Genomic DNA, 4,515 nt, shown 5'->3' on the forward strand with positions numbered 1-4,515 from the left:
GTTTTCCTAATATAGCGTGTAAAGGCTGTTCATTCATGAGCAAGTGTGAGTTAGACGCATCTTGATGAAGCTTCAACAGTATTATCCTCAATTTCGGAAAAATTAGATACAAAGTTGACAGTCGCTACAATTTTTTGAATCGAGATTTTGTCATTTTTAATGTAATTGCGATAGCTACAAATGCAACTTGTATCCTTAAAGGATGTTTTACAAGTCCTCTTGTTGGTAGTAAAAGGTTTTAGATCCCCCTAAATCCCCCTTAAAAAGGGGGACTTTGATTCCGGTTCCCCCCTTTTTAAGGCTAGGGGGGATCAACAAGTGCCTAAAATCACAGCTAATTACTTTTCAAACAACCTCTTAGGCGATCGCATTTGTTGATTCGGGGTTCGCATTTGCTGATATAGCGTTCGCATTTGCTGATATAGCGATCGCATTTGTTGATATGGCGATCGCATTTGTTGATATAGCGTTCGCATTTGCTGATATAGCGATCGCATTTGTTGATTCGGAGTTCGCATTTGTTGATTCGGAGTTCGCATTTGTTGATTCGGAGTTCGCATTTGCTGATATAGCGATCGCATTTGTTGATTCGGAGTTCGCATTTGTTGATTGCACTTATCCTCAAACAACAAATCGATATAAAAATGAGTAAAAATACAGATAAACTCGTAATTATTTCGTTGAACTTTTAATGAAATAAATCCACAAAACTACCCATCTCAGGCAAAAGGATACTCCATTATGTTGAAAAAGGAATTCTTAAAAAAAAGGATATCTCATGTCTTTAAGAACTCGTGGTTCTGCTGCTGTTGACAAAGCCCAACTCCGTCTCGCCTTACTTAAATCCGTTGATGAAAATCTGGATTTAGGACATGGATTAACCATTGAAGCATACAACCACCTCATCAATACTACCCGTGCAACCTTAGAAGCTCATAACACGCTTGTATCCAATCTTGAAGAATCGCGTAAGACAGTAACCCAGATGGATAAAGCCCTCTCCGAAATGTCTGAACGAATGCTAAGTGGAGTTGCAACTATCTACGGCAGAAACAGTATAGAGTATTCCAAAGCTGGTGGCTCTAATGGAAAAAGAAATAAAAAATCTAGTTCAAAAGTTGCTCCACTTGTAGCGGTTCTTGCTACTCAACCGGCTCAAGCTGCAATTGCGAATGCGTCAACTAACGGTAAAAGCACAACTCCTTTACTGCAATAATCCGCTTGACTGCATAAATCTAGTGCCGTGTCAAGCTTAAATTTGTGCATTAAATGTAAGTTGGGTTGACGTAATGAAACCCAACCAGACGGGTTTCGACACTTCGACTGCGCTCAGTGCATCGCTGCGCTCAACCCTCAGCCATCGAGAGTTGAGCGCACTTGTACTGCCCTTCGGCTACGCTCAGGAACCGCGAAGTTGAAGTAGTCGAAACTCGGTTTCTAGTACTTTATTTTCACCCAAGTCCCTTAACGAAAATTCAAGGTAGAGAGAGGTTTATCAAACTCGCGTTCAAATAGCAAATTTTGGTTTTCAGGCTATCTCCTATAATTAATAAAACCTGCACACCTAATTCTAGGCATGAGACTGTGACCGAATCAGGAAGTTACAAAGATACTGTAAACCTACCCAAGACTAGCTTTGATATGCGGGCAAACGCCATCAAGCGCGAGCCTGAAATCCAAAAATTTTGGGAAGAAAATAAAATTTACGATCGCCTCTTTGAAAATAACCCCGGCGAATTATTTATACTGCACGATGGGCCTCCCTACGCTAATGGCTCACTCCATATTGGTCATGCCTTAAATAAAATTCTCAAAGATATTATTAATCGCTACCAAATGTTACGAGGGCGTAAAGTTCGCTACGTTCCTGGTTGGGATTGTCACGGTTTGCCAATTGAGTTAAAAGTTTTGCAGAACATGAAGTCAGCAGAACGGCAAAACTTAACATCTTTACAACTGCGGCAGAAAGCGAAAGAATTTGCTCTAACTACGGTAGATAACCAGCGCCAAAATTTTCAACGCTACGGTATTTGGGGCGATTGGAACCACCCTTATCTAACTTTGAAGCCGGAATACGAAGCGGCTCAAATTGGCGTGTTTGGTCAGATGTTCTTGAAAGGTTACATCTATCGCGGTTTAAAGCCGGTTCACTGGAGTCCAAGTTCTAAAACCGCTTTGGCTGAAGCTGAGTTGGAATATCCTGAAGGTCACGTTTCCCGTAGTATCTATGCAGCTTTTGCAATCACAAGTTTGTCCGAAGCTGTAAAACCACTGTTGGCGGAATATCAGTCAGATTTGGGTGTGGCTGTTTGGACAACTACACCTTGGACAATTCCGGGGAATTTGGCGGTGGCGGTGAATGCAGATTTGAACTATGCAGTGGTGGAAGTTTCACATCCAGAGGCCGAAACCCAGAGCAATTTCAAATACCTAATCGTTGCTGCTGATTTAGTCGAACGGCTATCTTCAACGTTGGGAGTTGAGTTAACTCTCAAAGCGACCTTTAAGGGGAATGACTTAGAACATACTACTTATCGTCATCCTCTATTTGACCGTGAAAGCCCGATTGTTGTCGGTGGTGATTACATCACAACCGAGTCGGGTACTGGGTTGGTACATACCGCACCCGGTCATGGTCAAGAAGACTACATTGTTGGTCAACGCTACGGTTTACCCATCCTTGCACCAGTGGATGATAACGGCAATTTTACCGAAGAAGCGGGAGAATTTGCGGGGTTAAATGTGCTGGGTGATGGTAATCAAGCGGTGATTGATGCACTGGCGGCGGCTGGTTCTTTGTTGAAGGAAGAACCATACCCCCACAAATATCCTTATGATTGGCGGACGAAAAAGCCAACAATTTTCCGCGCGACTGAACAATGGTTTGCTTCGGTAGAAGGATTTAGAGAAGAAGCATTAAAGGCGATCGCCACGGTAAAATGGATTCCAGCCCAAGGTGAAAATCGCATCACGCCAATGGTGGCGGAACGTTCCGATTGGTGTATCTCTCGTCAACGGAGTTGGGGTGTACCCATTCCCGTTTTCTACGATGAAGCCACCGGGGAAGTACTGCTGAATGAGGAAATTATCAACCACGCTCAAGCAATTATCGCTGAAAAAGGTTCTGATGCTTGGTGGGAATTATCCGTTGAGGAATTATTACCAGAATCCTATCGTAATAATGGTAAGTCTTACCGCAGAGGTACAGACACAATGGATGTATGGTTTGATTCTGGCTCATCTTGGGCATCTGTCGTCCAACAACGTCCAGAGTTACGCTACCCGGCTGATATATATTTGGAAGGTTCTGACCAACATCGCGGTTGGTTCCAGTCAAGTTTGCTCACCAGTGTAGCAGTAAATGACGTTGCGCCTTACAAAACTGTGCTAACTCACGGCTTCGCTTTGGACGAACAAGGCCGGAAGATGAGTAAGTCAGAAGGAAATGTGATTGACCCAAATACAATCATTGAAGGCGGTAAAAATCAAAAAGTAGAACCGGCTTACGGTGCAGATGTCTTGCGATTGTGGGTATCATCCGTTGACTACTCCGGCGATGTCCGCATTGGGAAAAACATCATCAAGCAGATGAATGATGTTAGAGGCAAAATTCGCAATACGGCGCGGTTTTTGCTGGGTAGCTTGGATGATTTTGACCCAGAAAAAGATACAGTTCCTTTTGAGGAATTGCCAGAACTTGACCGTTATATGCTGCACCGCATCACCGAAGTATTTGAGGAAGTAACGGAAGCCTTTGAGAGTTTCCAATTCTTCCGCTTTTTCCAAACTGTACAAAATTTCTGCGTGGTGGATTTATCCAACTTTTATTTAGATGTTGCCAAAGATAGACTGTACATCAGTGCAAAGGATTCTTTTCGCCGTCGCAGTTGTCAAACGGTGCTGAAAATAGCTTTAGATAATTTAGCACGAGCGATCGCACCAGTGTTATGCCACACCGCCGAAGATATCTGGCAATATCTCCCCTACAAAACACCTTACAAATCAGTGTTTGAGGCTGGTTGGGTGCAGGTTGAGGAAAAATGGCGTAATCCAGAGTTAGCAGAATTTTGGGAAGCGCTGCGACAACTCCGCACCGACGTTAATAAGGTGTTAGAACAAGCCAGGATTGAAAAAATGATTGGTTCTTCCCTGGAAGCGAAAGCTTTGATTCATATACCTCACAAACAATTAGGCGATGCTATCAAAGCCTTTAACACAGTTAACAGTAACGGTATTGACGAACTCCGGTATCTATTATTGACTTCCCAAGTGGAATTATTAGATTCTGCTGAAGGATTGCAAGGATTGGAATATACAGCGCAGACGGAAGACTGGGGAATTGGGGTAGTGAAAGCAGAAGGGCAAAAGTGCGATCGCTGTTGGAACTACTCTACTCATGTGGGAGAATCAGCAGAACATCCCTTAATTTGCGAACGGTGTGTTGCAGCCTTAGCCGGACAGTTTTAATACAGCGCTTTTCAGGTAAATAAACTACCCAGGTAGGGGCACAGCAAT

General features: G+C 43.3%; 3 protein-coding genes. 2 read left to right on the plus strand and 1 reads right to left on the minus strand.

The window, feature by feature from the left end; genetic code table 11:
- Nucleotides 1-338: 338 nt before the first annotated feature.
- The gene (locus tag VB732_RS35415) at nucleotides 339-602 is read right to left on the minus strand and encodes a hypothetical protein (RefSeq protein ID WP_323235470.1); all 264 of its coding nucleotides are present in this window, start codon (nucleotides 600-602) and stop codon (nucleotides 339-341) included.
- 176 nt (nucleotides 603-778) lie between these two features.
- Here VB732_RS35415 and VB732_RS35420 point away from each other — a divergent pair, with 176 nt between their 5' ends.
- Both VB732_RS35420 and ileS read left to right on the plus strand, forming a co-directional pair.
- Nucleotides 779-1,216: a hypothetical protein gene (locus VB732_RS35420; protein ID WP_323235471.1), complete on the plus strand. Its 438-nt coding sequence runs from the start codon at nucleotides 779-781 to the stop codon at nucleotides 1,214-1,216.
- Nucleotides 1,217-1,584: 368 nt separating this feature from the next.
- Entirely contained in the window at nucleotides 1,585-4,467 is a 2,883-nt protein-coding gene (gene ileS / locus VB732_RS35425) for an isoleucine--tRNA ligase (RefSeq protein WP_323235472.1), read from the plus strand.
- Nucleotides 4,468-4,515 lie beyond the last annotated feature (48 nt).

Source organism: Nostoc sp. UHCC 0252 (assembly GCF_034931145.1).
In the GTDB taxonomy this organism is placed as follows: domain Bacteria; phylum Cyanobacteriota; class Cyanobacteriia; order Cyanobacteriales; family Nostocaceae; genus Nostoc.

Bases quoted from the DNA above. Each gene is read 5' to 3' on its own strand.
- VB732_RS35415 (WP_323235470.1), bottom strand. From the start codon at position 602: ATGCGAACTCCGAATCAACAAATGCGATCGCTATATCAGCAAATGCGA.
- VB732_RS35420 (WP_323235471.1), top strand. From the start codon at position 779: ATGTCTTTAAGAACTCGTGGTTCTGCTGCTGTTGACAAAGCCCAACTC.